The 15,074-nt window shown below is 63.7% G+C and carries 13 protein-coding genes; 5 read left to right on the top strand and 8 right to left on the bottom strand.

Annotated elements, in window-relative coordinates:
* The first annotated feature begins 451 nt into the window (after positions 1 to 451).
* The 3 genes from E8E68_RS18000 to E8E68_RS17990 all read left to right on the top strand — a co-directional run bounded on the left by E8E68_RS18000 (position 452) and on the right by E8E68_RS17990 (position 4,810).
* Positions 452 to 1,639 (top strand): porin, encoded by a 1,188-nt coding sequence (locus tag E8E68_RS18000; protein WP_280343346.1) that lies wholly within the window; start codon positions 452 to 454, stop codon positions 1,637 to 1,639.
* 140 nt (positions 1,640 to 1,779) lie between these two features.
* Complete coding sequence (gene nosP / locus E8E68_RS17995; RefSeq protein WP_266029361.1) at positions 1,780 to 2,943, top strand: nitric oxide-sensing protein NosP; 1,164 nt, start codon at positions 1,780 to 1,782, stop codon at positions 2,941 to 2,943.
* A complete protein-coding gene (locus tag E8E68_RS17990) occupies positions 2,912 to 4,810 on the top strand; it encodes a NahK/ErcS family hybrid sensor histidine kinase/response regulator (protein WP_280343342.1) in 1,899 nt (632 codons plus the stop codon). The genes nosP and E8E68_RS17990 overlap by 32 nt, the downstream gene beginning before the upstream one ends.
* Before the next feature lie 45 nt (positions 4,811 to 4,855).
* Here E8E68_RS17990 and E8E68_RS17985 read toward each other — a convergent pair whose 3' ends face one another.
* The 6 genes from E8E68_RS17985 to E8E68_RS17960 form a co-directional block, all read right to left on the bottom strand.
* Entirely contained in the window at positions 4,856 to 5,521 is a 666-nt protein-coding gene (locus E8E68_RS17985; RefSeq protein ID WP_110743084.1) for a response regulator transcription factor, read from the bottom strand.
* A gap of 58 nt (positions 5,522 to 5,579) precedes the next feature.
* The gene (locus E8E68_RS17980; RefSeq protein WP_266029366.1) at positions 5,580 to 6,140 is read right to left on the bottom strand and encodes a PQQ-dependent catabolism-associated CXXCW motif protein; all 561 of its coding nucleotides are present in this window, start codon (positions 6,138 to 6,140) and stop codon (positions 5,580 to 5,582) included.
* Between the two features lie 168 nt (positions 6,141 to 6,308).
* Complete coding sequence (locus tag E8E68_RS17975) at positions 6,309 to 7,100, bottom strand: ABC transporter permease (protein WP_280343338.1); 792 nt, start codon at positions 7,098 to 7,100, stop codon at positions 6,309 to 6,311.
* On the bottom strand, positions 7,097 to 7,837 hold the full coding sequence (locus E8E68_RS17970; protein WP_280343336.1) for an ABC transporter ATP-binding protein: 741 nt from the start codon (positions 7,835 to 7,837) through the stop codon (positions 7,097 to 7,099). Before E8E68_RS17970 ends, E8E68_RS17975 begins: the two co-directional genes overlap by 4 nt.
* Positions 7,834 to 8,823: a YVTN family beta-propeller repeat protein gene (locus tag E8E68_RS17965; protein WP_266029372.1), complete on the bottom strand. Its 990-nt coding sequence runs from the start codon at positions 8,821 to 8,823 to the stop codon at positions 7,834 to 7,836. Before E8E68_RS17965 ends, E8E68_RS17970 begins: the two co-directional genes overlap by 4 nt.
* Positions 8,824 to 8,853: 30 nt before the next feature.
* Positions 8,854 to 10,047: an ABC transporter substrate-binding protein gene (locus E8E68_RS17960; protein ID WP_280343332.1), complete on the bottom strand. Its 1,194-nt coding sequence runs from the start codon at positions 10,045 to 10,047 to the stop codon at positions 8,854 to 8,856.
* 150 nt (positions 10,048 to 10,197) lie between these two features.
* Between E8E68_RS17960 and E8E68_RS17955 the strand changes: the two genes are divergently transcribed.
* Positions 10,198 to 11,472 carry a histidine kinase gene (locus E8E68_RS17955; RefSeq protein WP_280343329.1) on the top strand — a complete coding sequence of 425 codons (1,275 nt, stop codon included), beginning with the start codon at positions 10,198 to 10,200 and terminating at the stop codon, positions 11,470 to 11,472.
* Entirely contained in the window at positions 11,472 to 12,110 is a 639-nt protein-coding gene (locus tag E8E68_RS17950) for a response regulator transcription factor (RefSeq protein WP_280343327.1), read from the top strand. Before E8E68_RS17955 ends, E8E68_RS17950 begins: the two co-directional genes overlap by 1 nt.
* A gap of 102 nt (positions 12,111 to 12,212) precedes the next feature.
* On the opposite strand, the gene E8E68_RS17945 is transcribed toward E8E68_RS17950, so the two are convergent.
* Both E8E68_RS17945 and exaA read right to left on the bottom strand, forming a co-directional pair.
* Complete coding sequence (locus E8E68_RS17945) at positions 12,213 to 12,872, bottom strand: pentapeptide repeat-containing protein (RefSeq protein WP_280343323.1); 660 nt, start codon at positions 12,870 to 12,872, stop codon at positions 12,213 to 12,215.
* A 66-nt stretch (positions 12,873 to 12,938) separates the two neighbouring features.
* Positions 12,939 to 14,834: a quinoprotein ethanol dehydrogenase gene (gene exaA, locus E8E68_RS17940; protein ID WP_266029381.1), complete on the bottom strand. Its 1,896-nt coding sequence runs from the start codon at positions 14,832 to 14,834 to the stop codon at positions 12,939 to 12,941.
* Positions 14,835 to 15,074: the final 240 nt, after the last annotated feature.

Here is a 15,074-nt window from a genome sequence, read left to right as displayed (position 1 = left end):
CGGTGCATGGCACCGGCTCTGCCGGTGTTCGCGGGACAAGCCCGCTCCCACAATGGTCACTGCGCTAGATTCTAAAAATTGAGCAAGCCAGTTGTTTCCCCAGGTACTGCATCAGCCTCAAACCTACGGGGGTACCTGTGGGAGCGGGCTTGTCCCGCGAAGAATCCAACACGGTGCATGGCACGGGCTTCGCCCGTGTTCACGGGACAAGCCCCCTCCCACAGGGATTGCGCTAGATTCTCCCGTTCATGCAGCAGTACTGATACCTGCCTACCACTCCTGGCTAAGCCCTAAGTCTCGAACCCAGACCCAGGCAGGTATCGGGACCAAATCACCGCGCCACACCCTCCCACCCCAAAGCACCCATCACCCCACGCCAAAGCAGCGTTTCTGGCAATTTGCCCACTTCTGATAATCGCCTCCGACATCCCGTCCCCGTTTGGAGCGCGCCATGCACAACAACAATAAGCACCTGCCGCCTCGTTTCCTCGCTGCTGCTATCGCCAGCTTTTCTGCCCTAGGCCTGAGCAGCGTCGCCGAAGCCGAGATCATGCTGTACGACAAGGACCAGACGACGTTTTCCACCGATGGCTATATCAACGCCTTCTACGTCAACAGCGAGGTCGACCGCGAGGGCGAGCAGTTTGACCGCCGCCAGTCGCGGGTGAAGATGGGCTTCTTGCCGAACTACCTCGGCTTCAACATGGGCAAGCAGGTGGATGACCTGAAACTCGGTGCACGCGCCTCGTTCTGGGTCACCATTAACGACAGCGAAACCAATGGCACCGACACGGCCATCGATGTGCGTCAGTTCTACGGCACGGTGGCCAACCCCGAATGGGGCGAGGTGCTGATCGGCAAGGATTTCGGGCTATTCGCCCGTTCCAACATCCTGCTCGACGAACTGCTGGCCGGCTATGGCCAGGTCAGCGACACCTTGGGGCTGGTGGACGGCGGCGGGGTGTCGTTCGGCAACATCGGCAGCGGCTATCCGTACCCATTCCCCACCTCGCAGATCACCTACCGCACGCCGGTGATGGACGGCCTGCGGGTGGCGGTGGGCATCATGGACCCGGTGGACACCAACGACAGCAGCCCGACCGGCAAGGCTTACCAGGAAAACCCGCGCACCGAGAGCGAGATCACCTACCAGTTCGACCTGGGTGGGGCGCAGATCTACAGCTGGGTCAACGGCAGTTACCAGACCTCGGACAATACGGACTCCACGGTAGAAACGATCACTTCCAAGGGGGTGGGTTACGGGGTGCAGGCAAAGATGGGCGGCTGGTCGCTGACCGGCTCGGGGTTCCAGGCCAAGGGCATCAACCCGTTCTTCACCAACAACGCGGGTGAGCCGGTGCTGCGCAATGTGGACAGTGACGGCTACCTGCTGCAGGGCTCGTACCAGTTTGGCAAGAACCGCGTGGCGCTGTCCTATGGCAAGACCAAGGACGATGGCAACGGTGCGGTTGGCAGCGGCGCGGACTACGAGACCCGGGGTGTGGCGCTGTTCCATGACATCAACGACAACCTGAAACTGGTTGCCGAGTACAACCAGTTTTCCATCGACGGGCATGACACCAGTGCGCAGAACGAAGACACCGATACCTTTGCGGTGGGCGCGGTGTTGACCTGGTAAGTGGCCGGGGCCGCAAGGCGGCCCCGAATGACGCGGTCTTTTACGCCCATGGAACCGCCCACCCGCTACCCAAGTAGCATTCGTCACCCGCCACCCGCTCCTTAAACTGAACACTCAGCCACCCCGTGCCGGAGACCACGATGCAGCAGGCTCATAACGACGGTGTGGTCAGTGCCATGTCTCAGGCTACCGACGCACGGCTGGCCGCTCAGGACCTGGCGCGGCAGTTGCTGCACCCGCACCTGGGTTTCGTGTTGTTCTTCTGCTCCGCCGAGTACGACTTGCAGGCTTTAGGCGAAGCATTGGAACAGGACTTTGGCGGCATACGCCTGGTTGGCTGCACCAGCGCCGGTGAAATCACCCCGCTGGGCTACGGCCGCAATTGCGTGACGGCGGTGGGCTTCGATCACCGGCACTTTTCGATCGCCACCGCGTTGATCGATGAGATGGAGCGATTCAGCCTGATCGACGCGCAGCAGATGGTCGAGCGGCTGGTCGGCACCTGCCGCAGCAATACCCTGGCGCCAATCAAGGGCCACAGTTTTGCACTCACGCTGCTCGATGGCTTGTCCAGCCGCGAGGAGATGGTGCTTGCCGCACTCAGCGCAGCACTGGGCGATATCCCGCACTTCGGCGGCTCGGCCGGTGACGACAACTACCTGAACCGCACCCATGTGTATTTCGGCGGTACATTTCACAACGGCGCAGCCGTGGTGGTGCTGGTCAACACCTGGCTCGACTTCGAAGTGTTCACCACGCATCACATCCTGCCGCGCCAGGAAAAGCTGGTGGTAACCGGTGCCGACAGCGCCCAGCGCCGGGTTTTCGAACTGAATGCCGAGCCGGCGGCCGAGGAATATGCCCGCCACATCGGTGTACCCGTGGCTGCGCTCGATCACCGGGTGTTCGCCGCCCACCCGCTGGCCGTGCGCATTCATGATCAGTACTACGTGCGGGCGATCCAGCAAATGCATCCTGACCTCAGCTTGAGCTTCTACTGCGCGGTGGAGAACGGCATCGTGCTCACGGCCATGACCCCGGGCCCGCTGTTGCCGAACCTGCACCAGCTGTTCGATGGCCTGCACCAGCGTCTCGGACCGTTGCTGCTGACCATCGGTTGTGATTGTTTCCTGCGGCGGCTGGAACTGGAAGCCCACCACGGCCTGGAGCCGGTCGGCGCGTTCCTGCGCGAGCAACGGGTGATCGGCTTCAACACCTACGGAGAACAGTTCAATGGCATGCACATCAACCAGACCTTCACCGGGGTCGCCATTGCCCGCAACCGGCCTCCTGTCGGTCGCTGAACTGCAGGCCGAGCTGACCCGGCTGCAGCACCAGAACCACAAGCTGCAGCGCATCAATGACGCACTGATCGAGCGCATCGAATCGGGCGTGACCCGGGGCAACGACCCATACGCCGCGTTCCAGCATTCAGTGGTGCTGGCCGAGCAGGTGCGCGAGCGCACCGATGCGTTGAACCAGGCCATGGCCGAGCTCAAGGCCGTCAACCGCCTGCTCAGCGAGGCCCGGCAGCGGGCCGAGACGGCCCATCAGCACCAGATTCGCCTGATTACCGACAACGTCCCGGCGCTGATCGCTTACCTGAACGCCGATCTGGTCTACGAATTCACCAACAAGGTTTACGAAGAGTGGTATTGCTGGCCGCATGGCGTGATGCTGGGCCAGAGCCTGCGCGAGGCCCACAGCGAGCAGCATTACCAGCGCCTGGAAGGCTACGTGGCGCGGGCGCTGGCGGGGGAGAGCGTAACGTTTGAGTTTGCCGAGACCAATATCAACGGCCAAGAACGCTACATGTTGCGTTCCTACGTACCGAACCGCCTGGCCAGTGGCGAAATCGTGGGTATCTTCGTGCTGATCCGCGACATCACCGAGCGCCGCAACACCGCACAGGCGTTGCACCAGGCGTATCAGCACCTGGAGCAACGGGTGCGCGAGCGCACTGCCGAACTGACCAGCCTCAACGACCAGTTGCTGCGCGAGATCGAAGAGCGCAGCCAGGCCGAGTCGCGTCTGCGCGAGGCCAAGCGCGAGGCCGAGCAGGCCAACCTGTCGAAAACCAAGTTCCTTGCTGCGGTCAGCCATGACTTGCTGCAACCGCTGAACGCGGCGCGGCTGTTCACCAGTGCATTGCTTGAGCGCGACGAACCGCAAAACGCTGCCCACCTGGTGCGAAATGTCAGCAATTCACTGGAGGATGTGGAAAACCTGTTGGGTACCCTGGTGGATATTTCCAAGCTCGATGCCGGGGTGATCAAGGCCGATGTCGCCCCGTTTGCCCTCCACGAACTGATGGACAACCTGGCTGCCGAATACGCCCAGGTGGCGCGTAGCGAAGGGTTAGCGCTGCATTTTGTGGGGTGTTCTGCCGTCGTGCGCAGTGACATCCAGCTGCTGGCACGCATCCTGCGCAACCTGCTCAGCAATGCCATCCGCTACACCCGCAGCGGGCGCGTCGTGCTGGGGTGTCGGCGCCAGCGCGGTGGCGTGCGTATTGAAGTATGGGACAGCGGCATCGGCATTGCCGAAGAGCACCTGGAAGACATGTTCCTGGAGTTCAAGCGGGGTGATGTGCAGCGCCCGGACCAGGACCGTGGGCTGGGCCTGGGCCTGGCAATCGTGGAGAAAATCGCCGGCATCCTCGGCCACCGGATCCGCGTGCGGTCATGGCTGGGCAAAGGCTCGGTGTTCGCTGTCGAGGTGCCGCTGAGCGCCACTGCACCCAAGGCCCAGCCGAGCCCGGCGATCTGCGAGCCGATGCTCGAACGCTTGCGCGGGGCGCGGGTGTGGGTGCTGGATAACGATGCGGCGATTTGTGCGGGCATGCGTACCTTGCTGGAAGGTTGGGGCTGCCGGGTGGTCACTGCGCTGTCGGAGGAAGACCTGGCGCGCCAGGTGGACAACTACCACGCCGAGGCCGACCTGCTGATTGCCGACTACCACCTGGACAACGACTGCAATGGTGTCGACGCCGTGGCGCGGATCAATGCCCGCCGCGCCCAGCCGCTACCGGCGCTGATGATCACTGCCAACTACAGCAACGATCTCAAGCAGCAAATCCGCGAGCTGGGTCACACGCTGATGCACAAGCCCGTAAGGCCGATGAAACTCAAGACGGCGATGAGTCATCTGCTGGCCAGTGGCGTGGCATAGCGTTTGGCGGCTTCGCGGGGTTACCCGCGAAGCCGCCGGAACAGGTCAACGGCGTAGATAATCAGCAAAATCGATATCGCCAGCACTGAGGATGGCCTGCACCCGGTTGTGCACATTGAGTTTGCGCAGTATCGCCGACACATGCGCCTTGACCGTGGTTTCGGCGATGTCCAGCGTGTAGGCGATCTGTTTATTCGATTCGCCTTTGGTCATGCGCTCTAGCACCAGCAGTTGCTTGCGGGTCAGGGCCTGGAGCATTTCTGGCGGGAAGCTTGGGGCATCGTTATGGCGCCGGCTGGTACTGCTTTTTTGCGCGCGGATGATGTCTGGCGGCAGGTAGACATTGCCGTTGAGGATCTGCTCGATCGCCTCGATCATCTGCGAGCGCGGTGACGACTTGGTGATGAAACCCACGGCGCCGTAGGTGATGGCCTGCAGCACGATCTGCTTTTCCTGCTCGGCCGATACGATCACCACAGGTGTGGTCGGCGCTTCGTTGCGCAGGGTGATCAGGCCATTGAGACCGTGCATGCCGGGCATGTTCAGGTCGAGCAGGATCAGGTCGAGGTCGTCATGCGCCTGGGTCAGGGCCAGGGCGCTGTCCAGGTCGGCGGTTTCCATGACCTCGCTGCCTTTGAAGCCATCACTGATGACATTGTGGATGGCTTCACGAAACAGGGGGTGATCGTCGGCAATCAGAATTTTGTACATGGCCTTTTCACCTTGTTTTTATTGGATGGAGCAGGGCACGCAGTTGCAGGCAAGCAAATCAGGGAAAGGGCACCGGTTGCGCCGGCTGCAATGGCAGCTCGGCCTGCTGCCAGGCGTCCAGGCCATCTCGGTACCAGTAAAGGTTGGCATAGCCCAGGGCTTTAGCGCGTTTTACCGCGTTCCAGCTCAGCCAGCAATCGGCGCGGCAGTAAAACACCACCGGTTGTTCCGGGTGCCCGGCCGTGGCTTTTTCCAGGTTATGCACGAAGTAGTTCTGCCAGGCCGGGCTCAGTTCGCCGTCGCCGGTGTTGGCCAGCCACAGGCTGCCAGGGAGGTTGGCGTGGGGCTCGTCTTCGATGAAGCGGCCCTGCAGCCATTGCCGGCGGTAGACGTCGATCAGTACCGGCGGCGGGTTCTGGCCCAGCAGGCGTTGCAGCGCGGCAGTGTCGATAACCTGGCCGCCTTCGACCTGGGCTGGGGTCGGGCTGCGGTAGAGGCTGGTGCGGTAACCGTCGGCGGAGAACAGCGGCGCCGTGTCAGCCTGGGCGATGCCTAGCGTCAGGCTCAGCGAAAGTACCGCCAGCAAAGGGCGTGGCAGCCGGGGCAGGGCACGTGGCATGGAGGTTGTTCCTTTTTGTTATGGACTCATTACATGCCAGTGGCGGTGCTTTGTGAATGCGACGATAGACAGTAAATGCAGTACTAAAGTAGTAGATGGCCGGGCGCCTGAAGGCATGGAGACGCCCAAGGCCGCTCCCACACACTCTCCGCGTTACACGCCAGGTTTTCAGCGCGGCTTGCGCAGCGCTGCATGCTGGGGGTTGAAGGTGAGGATCGCCAGCAGCGTGAACAGCCCGGTCAAACCCAGGCACACCGCCAGCGCCAGCAGGTTCAGCCGCTCGTACAAGGCAAAGCGCACCAGCTCGACGGCGTGGGTAAACGGGTTTACTGCGCACAACCCGTACAGCCATTCGCTGGCCTCGCGCATCTTCCACAACGGGTACAGCGCCGACGACAGGAAGAACAGCGGGAAGATCACGAAATTCATCACCCCGGCGAAGTTCTCCAGCTGGCGGATGGCGTTCGACAGCAACAGCCCCAGGGCGCTGAGCATGAAAGCCACCAGCAGCAATGCCGGCAGGGCCATCAGCAGCCCCGCAGCCGGTGGCTGCACACCGTACAGCCAGGCAATGGCAAGGAAGGCATACACCTGTAGCAGGGAAATCAGCGAGGTCGCCAGCAACTTGCTGCCCAGCAGGAACGGCCGCGGCAAGGGGCTGGTCAGGAGCACCCGCATGCTGCCCATCTCGCGGTCATAGACCATCGACAACGAACCCTGCATACCGTTGAACAAGAGGATCATGCAGGCCAGGCCGGGAATGATATACACCTCGTAGGGGATGTACGTGTCGTAGGGCTCGATGATCGCGATGCCCAGCGCTGCGCGAAACCCGGCGGCGAATACCAGCAGCCACAGCAGCGGGCGCACCAGGGCACTGAGCAGGCGCGTGCGCTGCAACACGAAGCGCAGCCATTCGCGCTGCATGATGCCGTTGAAACATTGCCAGTAAGCGTTCATTGGGCGTTGGCTCCTGAAGGCGTGCGGGTCAGGCGGGCAAAGGCGTGGTCGAGGTCGCCACCATGCTCCTGGCTCAACGCATCGGCCGTACCACTGGCCACCAGGCGCCCTTGGTGGAGTATCAGCAGGTCGTCGCTGGGCTGTACTTCGTCCAGCAGGTGGGTGGCCCACAGCACACTCAATTGCTGCTCGACGCACAGCAGCCGCAGGTGCTGGTTGAGCGCCAGGCGGCTGGCCGGGTCAAGGCCGACGCTGGCTTCGTCGAGCAGCAACAGGCGCGGCTCATGCAGCAGCGCGCGGGCAATTTCCACCCGGCGGCGATGGCCAATGTTCAGCTCGCGCACGCGATCATGACGGCGTTCGCCAAGGCCTTGGCGAGCCAGTTCCGCCTCGACGCGCTGGCTGCCTTGGCGCCGCGACAGGCCATGCAGGGCGGCGTGGTAGCGCAGGTTTTGCTCGACGCTCAGGTCCAGGTCCAGGGTACTTTGCTGAAACACCACGCCCAGCTGGCGCAGGGCCGGGCGCGGGCTGGTGCGCAAAGAATGGCCACACACGTCAATGTCGCCCTGTTGCAGGTCGTACAGGCGGGTAAGCAGGGCGATCAAGGTCGATTTGCCGGCGCCATTGGGGCCCAACAGCGCGGCGAAACGCCCAGGTGCCAGGCGGAAGCCAACCTGCCTGAGTGCCTCGCGCTGGCCGTAGGCAAAACTGACGTCCCTGACTTCCAGCGCGTTCATGGGGTCACCACCACACCCCAGGGGTAGCGCCCGACTTTCACTGACTTGAGCACCTTGAGGTGTTGCGCATCGATCACCGACACATCGCCACTGACGCCGTTGGTGGCCAGCAAGCGACTCTGGTCGGGGGTGAATGCCAGTTGCCAGACCCGCCGCCCGACCAGCAGGTAGTCGAGCACCTCATAGGTCTTGGCATCGATCACTGCCACATGGTTGGCCGGCCCCAGCGCGACGAAGGCGTATTTGCCATCGGCGCTGAGCTTTATACCCACCGGCTGGACCTTGTCCGGGTGCACGCCCTTGATCTGGAAGTTCAGGGTTTTCAGCACTTGGCGCGTTGCCACGTCGAGGATGGTCACCGTGCCACCGATTTCCGCCGAGGCCCACAGTTTCGAGCCGTCCTGGCTGAACTCGACGAAGCGCGGGCGCTGGTCGACCAGGGTGCTGTCGGCCAAGGTCTGGGTGCTGGTGTCGATCCAGTGCAGCATGTTGGTGGTTTCGCTGGTGTTCACCGCCCACTTGCCATCGGGGCTCACGGCCATGCCTTCGGGCTCGATGCCCACATCGATCTGCCCCAGGACCTTGTCGGTCACGGTGTCGATCACCGTCACCAGCGCGTCGTCCTCGTTGGACACATACAACCAGCGGTCGTTGGGGTGCAGGGCGAACTGCTCGGGGTCCTTGCCGGAGGGCAACTCCTTGATGATCTGGCGCGTGGCCACGTCCATCACCTGCACCCGGTCGGAGTCGCTGGCGCAGATGTACAGCAGCTTGTTGTCATGCGACAGCAGCAGGCCCCGCGGACGCTGGCCCACCGGCAGGGTCTGGATGACCTCCAGGGTTTGCATGTCGATCAGGCTGAGGCTGTTGTCCTTTTCGTTGGACACCCAGGCAGTGGCGGCCACGGCGTGCCCGCAGGCCAGCGCCAAGGCGCCCGAGAGCAGGCTGGGGTAGAGCAGGGCCCGGGGGAAGACGGGGCGGCGCATGGCGAAATCCTTATGGTTGTGGTTATCGGCTCAGGGGTAGCTGCAGGTCACTTCGGGCTTGTCATAGCCCAGGCTGTCCATTTCGTTGAAGGGGTGCAGGAAGCCTTCCTGCGGCGACGTGCTGACCAGGGCGCGTGGCTGCACCAGCGGGATTGGCTGGCGCAGTTCGCCGTTCCACGGGCGGTAACTGAGCTTGCGGCCCTTGAACCCGTCCAGCGGCAACTGCTCGCTGAGCAACAGCTGCTGCACCGCGCGCGGCTGGGCCTGGTGCAACTTGCTGACCGCGCTGGCGACACTGCGCACGGCCATCCAGGCGGCGAAGTCGCGGTCGTTCATCCAGCGCCCGGCCTGGGCTTCGAAGCGCTTTTGCAGCTGTGCCGCGCCGAAGGTTTCCACGGTCTTGTGCCAGCCGGTAGGGGTCAGGCCCTGGGTGCCGGCCACCGGGCGCGGGTACCAGGTCTGGTAGGGCAGGTATTCGCCAAAGTCGCCGCGCTCGTCGGCCACCAGCACCACGTCGTATTCGGCCGTTTGGGTGAACAGCGGCATGTCGGCCTGGGCGCTGCGGCGCTGGTCGTTGTCGAAGGTCCAGGCCTTTTCCGCGATCAGTTGCACGCCAAAGCGTTTCAGCGAGCGGCGCAGGGCGGCGGCGTAGGCCTGGTCGTCTGGCGTCTGGCCGACCACCAGCAACGCCCGCTGCCATTTGCGCAGCACCAGGAACTGCACCAGGGCATCGGCGAGCATGGCCCGGCCCGGCAGGCTGTGCAGCACATTGCCCAGGCACTGGCTGCTGCGCAGGCTGTCGTCGGGGCTGCCGGCATTGAACAGCAGGCTGTCGGGCAGGGCGGCAGACAGTGCGCGCAGGCTGGTGGCCGGGGCGTTGACCACGAACAGGCGCAGGCCCTGGTCATGCTGGGCCTTGGCCGCCTGCAGCAGCGCCTCGGGGCTGTCGACGTTGGCGTGGGTCAGCTGGAACTGCTGCTTCAGGAAGCGCCCGGTGCTGTTGCTGTCGACAATGGCCAGGTCGGCGCCTTGCAACCCGGCATCGCCGGGTTCAGGGATGATGTTGGACAGCAGCGGACCTGGGTCGGGGCGATAGCCCAGGTAGCCGATGCGTACTTGCAGCGTCTCTGCGGGCTGGCCCTGCGCGGCAGGCGTCAGGGGCGCAGCCAGAGCGGCGGCCAGGGCCAGTAGGCAGGTAAGGGCAAGGTGGGCTGGCTGGCGCATGACACACTCCACGGCAGATGGCGCCAGCATAGGAAGCCCTTCGGCAGCGGGAAATATGCAGAAAGTAGCGCTCGGCCGGTACCAAGGTAGTAATTCCGTGCAGGGGCCGCAGTTTTACGATGGTCCCCAACGGCCTGAGGAGAACCGCTTGTGCGCCTTGTCAACTTGTCGGCCCTGTGGCGAGTCAACCTCTGGGTCACGTTATGCTTCGCCTTGGTGACGCTGGCTTGTGCCGGGGTGCTGTTGCACCAGGCAGTGGCCGACGTCGAGCGTGAGTTGCAGTCAGCCGAAGCTGTGGTGGCGTACCTGGGCGAAACCGCTGAGCGCGACCCGGCAAGCCTGCAACCCGGTTTGACCAAGAGCCTGCGCCATGTGCGTGTGCACTGGGTGGCACCGGGTGAGGTGCCAACGCTGCCGCAAGAGGCCGGTATGGATGCCTGGCTTGGCCGCCAGTTGGTCGGTGAGCGTTACCAGGGCAGCCGGTTGCTGGACTTGACTGATGGCCGCCGCGTGTTGATTGCCGTGGATGCGCGGGATGAAATCGATGAAGTCTGGGACTCCCTGCAGCAACTGCTAGGCGTTTGTGGGCTGGCATTGTTGTTGAGCCTGTTGACCATCCGCTGGGCGGTGCGGCGGGCCAGGGGCCTGCTGGATGAGCTGCTGGGGGCCTTGCACCAGGTGTCGGGCGGACAATTGACGGCGCGCCTGCGCGAGGCCGGCTTGCCGGAAGCGCGCCAGTTGGCGAAACACTTCAACCGCATGGCCGCAACCCTGGAGCAGGCCCAGGCCGACAATGCCCAACTGACTCAGGCTCTGCTGGCAGTGCAGGAGCAGGAGCGTACCCAGTTGGCGCAGACCCTGCACGATGATCTGGGGCAATACCTGGCAGGCATGCGTGCCCAGCTGTGCCTGTTGCGTATGGTGGCCGAACAGCCTGAACGGGTGACACAGACGGCGCACGCCCTTGAAGTCAATTGCGAGCGCCTGCAGCAAGGCTTTCGCGCGCTGGTGCACAACTTGTATCCGGTGGCGCTGCATTACATGCCGCTGGCCGAGGCCTTCGGGCTGTTGGTGAGCCAGTGGCAGGCCAGCCAGGGCATCGAATGCCGGCTGCGGGTTGGTGAGCATCTGCCGGCGCTGCCTGGGGCGAGCAGAACGCATTTGTACCGCTTGCTGCAGGAGGCGCTGACCAACGTCGCCCGGCATGCCGGTGCCACCCAGGTGCGGGTACGCCTGCAGCGCAGTACCAAGGGCTTGCGCCTGTTCATTCGCGACAATGGCTGTGGCGCTTGCCAGCCCCGTCGTCCAGGGGTAGGCCTGCACTCGATGGCGGAGCGGGCCCGCAGCCTTGGGGGGGAGTTACGCATTTTCAGCCGCCCGGGGGCTGGCTGGGCGCTGGCCCTTAACATACCGGAGGAGGTGTGATGAATATCGTGTTGGTCGATGACCACGCCGTGGTCCGCCAGGGCTACGCCAGCCTGCTGCGGGCGGTGCTGCCATTGGTGCAGGTGCGTGAGGCCGCCAGTGGTGAAGAAGCGCTGGCCAGGGTGCAGGAGCAGGTACCCAACCTGGTGATCATGGACTTTGGCCTGCCCGGTATCAGTGGCCTGGAAACCACCCGTCGCCTGCGCCAGCGCCTTCCGCAGTTGCGGGTGTTGTTTTTCAGCATGCACGACGAGCTGCCGCTGGTGCGCCAGGCGCTGGAGGCGGGGGCTTCGGGCTACCTGACCAAGAACTCGGCGCCTGAGGTGCTGATCGAGGCGGTGCAGCGGGTATTGGCCGGGCATGCCTACATCGAACAGCCCCTGGCCACACAGCTGGCTTGCAGGTCACAGCAAAGCACCGGTGACCCGCGGTTACAGCGCATGACCCAGCGCGAACTGGAGATCTTCACGATGCTGGCAAAGGGCACCCCGGCGCGGGTAATTGCCGAGCAGTTGTGCATCAGTGCCAAGACCGTGTCCAACCACCTGACCTTGCTCAAGAGCAAGATGCAGGTCAGCTCGCATGCCGAGCTGGTGCATCTGGGGATTGACCTGGGAGTGGTGCGGGTGGTGGGGTGAGGTGAGCGCCTGGCTTTGGAGGTTCAGGGCCTGTGAGATCGAGCGCCGCCCGCGCGGTGCTCGATCTCACAGGCCCTGAACCTGCCACGGCGAACCCCCCACTCATTTATCCCAGGTCTCAGGGCAACCCCTGCACCCCTCCATATTGGCCTCCTGAAAGTTCCCGTAATGCTGCCGCGCCCCGCGCAAATCGGCGCGTGCCAAGTTGCTCTGGCCAAACTTGGCCTCCTGCAGGTTGGCATCGCCCAGGTTGGCCTCTTGCAGATCGGCTTTGCTCAACCAGGCCATTTCCAGGTCCGCCGCCTGCAAGTTGGCCTGCTGCAGCTTTGCCCCGGACAGCCTGGCGAACTGCAGGTAGGCTGCGCGCAAGTCCGCCTTTGCAAACTGTGCGCCCTGGGCGAACAAGCCCCAGCCTTGAATAGCTACCAGCTTGCTGTTGCTCAGGTCGGCCAGGCGCAGATTGCTCTGTTGCAGGCTGGCGCGGGTCAGGTTGGCACCTTGCAGGCGGGCTTTTTCCAGATTTGCCAGGTCCAGCTGGGCATGACGCAGGTCGGCCTCACGCAGGTCGGCACCGGCCAGGTTCATCTTGCGCAGGTCCTGGTTGGCCAGGTTGGCGCCGCGCAGGTTGGCCCCTGGGCACTGGCTGGCTTCGGCGATCACGCAGCCGTTGATGACCAAGGGGGCATCGTTGCCGGCGTCGTCGGTGTTCACTGCCAGGGCAGGGGACAGCGCCAGCAGCAAGGTAAAGGGCAGGTAATTCATGGTGAAAGCCTCTGGGCAGGTCAAGGTCAGAAACGGGGAGGGGCGCAGGCCGCTCCCCGCTGCAGGTCAACGCTGTGCAGTCTGGTTGTCCCAGCTCGGGATCTTGAACACCCAGAACGAACCACCCTGAGCCACCGGTTTGGTCAGCTCGGCCATGTCGCCGCCCCACAGTGGTACTGCACCGCCGTAGCCCACGGTCACGCCGATGTACTGCTCGCCGTCCTGTTCCCAGGTGATGGGCGGCGAGACGATGCCGCTGCCGGTCTGGAACTTCCACAATTCCTTGCCGGTCTTGGCGTCGAAGGCCTTGAAGAAGCCATCGCCGGTACCGGTGAACACCAGGTTGCCCTTGGTTGCCAGCACCCCGGCCCATAGCGGCAGGTGCTCCTTGTGTTCCCACACCAGCTTGCCGGTGGATGGGTCCATGGCGCGCAGGGTACCCACGTGGTCGTCGTACATGCGCTTGATGCGGAAGCCCATGCCCAGGTAAGCCGAGCCTTTCTTGTAGTTCACTTCCTCGGTCCAGTACTCCTCTTTCCACTGGTTGCCGGGGATGTAGAACAGGCCGGTATCCTGGCTGTAGGCCATGGGGTTCCAGTTCTTGCCGCCCAGGAACGGCGGCGACACCTCAACCGGCTTGCCCTTGGTTTCCCCCGGCAGCGGCTTGGCTGGGCGTTGGCCGGGGTTCTCCACCGGGCGCCCGGTCTTCAGATCGATGTGACTGGCCCAGGTGATGTTGTCGACGAAGGGGAAGGCGTTCTGCAGCTTGCCGTTGTTGCGGTCGACCACGTAGAAGAAACCGTTGCGGTCGGCATGGCCGGTAGCCTTGACCAGCTTGCCGTCCTTGTCCTTGTAGTCGAACAGCACCAGCTCGTTGTTGCCGGAGAAGTCCCAGGCATCGTTGGGGGTGTGCTGGTAGAACCACTTGACCTCGCCGGTACTCGGGTCGACACCGACCTGGCCAGAGGTGTACAGGCTGTCGAAGTCATGCGGGTTGCCGTCCTTGGACGTGCGCGCCCAGGTATTCCAAGGGCCTGGGTTGCCGGCGCCGACGATGATGGTGTTGGTTTCGGGGTCGAAGCTCGCACTTTGCCAAGGGGCACCGCCACCATGGCTCCAGGCTTCGACCTTACCGGTTTCGGTGGTCGGGTCGTCCGGCCAGGACGGCGCCTTGACGTCGCCGGTCGGGGTGCTGTCCTTGCCGTTCAGGCGGCCCATGTGGCCCTCGACGAAGGGCCGCATCCACACCTCTTCGCCGGTGTCCGGGTCCCGCGCGAACAGCTGGCCGACCACGCCGAATTCATCACCGGAGCTGCCGTGGATCAGCAGCACCTTGCCGCTGGTCTTGTCCTTGATCAGCACTGGCGCACCGGTCATGGTGTAGCCGGCGCTGTGGTCCCCGAACTTCTTGTTCCACACCACTTTGCCGGTGCGCTTGTCGAGGGCAATGACCCGCGCGTCGAGGGTGCCGAAGTAGATCTTGTCGCCGTAGATCGCCGCCCCGCGGTTGACCACGTCACAGCACGGACGAATGTTGTCGGGCAGGCGGTGGTTATAGGTCCACAGGCGTTTGCCGGTCTTGGCATCGAGGGCGAATACCCGCGAGTACGAGCCGGTGACGTAGACCACGCCGTCGCTGACGATGGCCTGGGACTCCTGGCCGCGCTGCTTCTCATCGCCGAAGGAGTACGACCAGGCCGGGGTCAGCTTGAACACGTTCTTGTCATTGACCTGGGCCAGCGGGCTCCAGCGCTGGGCATTGGTGCCCATGCCGTACTGCAGCACGTCGCTGGTGGTGAGGTGGTCGTTGGCGATGTCTTCCCAGGTGACATTCTTGCCGGCAGGTGCCGCTGGGGGGGTGGCCGCTGTTGCCACGCTGCCCAGGGCCAGGCTACCGGCCATCAGCAGCACGCGCACGCTCAGGGCCAGAGGGGAAAGGGCGGGTAGCGATCTTATTGTCATGGTTGCAGTTCCCAATGGAGGTTTTGGCCTGCACAGGGTGGGGCGCAGTGGCGCTTGCGGGATAGGGAAAATGTCCCGCCCTTGCCGGGAAGAGTTCCCGGCCGGCACCTCATTTGGCCGTTCGCCACAAGCCCTACTACCAAGGGAGTAACGCCCGGCCACCAAAGCAGCATTCGGCCGCCTGCGAGGTGTTTTTAAGATGGCGGCACGGCCTCTGTGGTTGAGGCTTTGCGTGCAATG

Origin of the sequence: Pseudomonas sp. BN607 (genome assembly GCF_029871175.1) — a bacterium.
Taxonomy (GTDB): domain Bacteria; phylum Pseudomonadota; class Gammaproteobacteria; order Pseudomonadales; family Pseudomonadaceae; genus Aquipseudomonas.
The sequence above is the reverse complement of the archived record's forward strand: the minus strand, read 5'-3'. Positions and strand labels throughout refer to the sequence as shown.

What these genes read in the sequence shown, in the direction of transcription:
- nosP (WP_266029361.1), top strand. Translation starts at nt 1,780, where the DNA reads ATGCAGCAGGCTCATAACGACGGTGTGGTCAGTGCCATGTCTCAGGCT.
- E8E68_RS18000 (WP_280343346.1), top strand. Translation starts at nt 452, where the DNA reads ATGCACAACAACAATAAGCACCTGCCGCCTCGTTTCCTCGCTGCTGCT.
- E8E68_RS17975 (WP_280343338.1), bottom strand. Translation starts at nt 7,100, where the DNA reads ATGAACGCTTACTGGCAATGTTTCAACGGCATCATGCAGCGCGAATGG.
- exaA (WP_266029381.1), bottom strand. Translation starts at nt 14,834, where the DNA reads ATGACAATAAGATCGCTACCCGCCCTTTCCCCTCTGGCCCTGAGCGTG.
- E8E68_RS17965 (WP_266029372.1), bottom strand. Translation starts at nt 8,823, where the DNA reads ATGCGCCGCCCCGTCTTCCCCCGGGCCCTGCTCTACCCCAGCCTGCTC.
- E8E68_RS17980 (WP_266029366.1), bottom strand. Translation starts at nt 6,140, where the DNA reads ATGCCACGTGCCCTGCCCCGGCTGCCACGCCCTTTGCTGGCGGTACTT.
- E8E68_RS17985 (WP_110743084.1), bottom strand. Translation starts at nt 5,521, where the DNA reads ATGTACAAAATTCTGATTGCCGACGATCACCCCCTGTTTCGTGAAGCC.
- E8E68_RS17960 (WP_280343332.1), bottom strand. Translation starts at nt 10,047, where the DNA reads ATGCGCCAGCCAGCCCACCTTGCCCTTACCTGCCTACTGGCCCTGGCC.
- E8E68_RS17950 (WP_280343327.1), top strand. Translation starts at nt 11,472, where the DNA reads ATGAATATCGTGTTGGTCGATGACCACGCCGTGGTCCGCCAGGGCTAC.
- E8E68_RS17970 (WP_280343336.1), bottom strand. Translation starts at nt 7,837, where the DNA reads ATGAACGCGCTGGAAGTCAGGGACGTCAGTTTTGCCTACGGCCAGCGC.
- E8E68_RS17945 (WP_280343323.1), bottom strand. Translation starts at nt 12,872, where the DNA reads ATGAATTACCTGCCCTTTACCTTGCTGCTGGCGCTGTCCCCTGCCCTG.